Source organism: Bradyrhizobium sp. Leo78 (assembly GCF_059512425.1).
The window spans coordinates 1-551 of record NZ_JCAMOT010000187.1 but is presented as its reverse complement, the minus strand read 5'-3'; the positions used below and the strand labels follow the sequence as shown (position 1 = coordinate 551).

Sequence of the window (551 nt, the reverse complement as noted above, 5' to 3'; positions counted from 1 at the left end):
AGTTCTGTGCGTCAAGTTCAGCAAAATTGATCATGGGGTCCGGCCAAGCCATCCCCTCGGAGCCGCCGTCGCTCGCTCGCCCAAGCGCAGCGCTGGCGAGCGACGGCGGCGGAGAGGGGTGGCCCATCCCCTTGGTGGGCCTGAGCATCGTCAGGCCGCCCGGCGTAGTGTCTCCTTCTTGTGCTCCTTCAAGAGATCCATGTTCAGATAGCGATGGTCCTCGAGCCAGGCCTCGTGGCGCTCGACGGTCAGCGCCCGCACCAGCCTTAGGCAGCTCTCGGCATTGGGGAAGATTCGCACCACGTAGGTGCGCCGCCGGATCTCCTCGTTGAGGCGCTCCAGCATGTTGGTCGACTTCATGTGCTTGCGGTGCACCAGCGGCAGACGGAAGTAGGCGAGCGTCTCCTCGATGTTGTCCTCCACCCAGCCGGTGAGCTTGGGGTATTTGCCGCCCCATTTGGCAAGCCAGGCCGCCAGATCGCGCCGCACCTCGCCAAGATCGCGCCGGTCGTACATCCAGCGGAGCTCGAGCAGGCAATCGTCGTCGACCT

1 protein-coding gene is annotated in these 551 nt (G+C 64.6%); it reads right to left on the bottom strand.

The features are described from left to right. Positions 1-150: 150 nt before the first annotated feature. Positions 151-551: transposase (locus tag AC5ZG1_RS44205; protein ID WP_496136540.1), on the bottom strand; the 401-nt coding region annotated here is incomplete at its 5' end.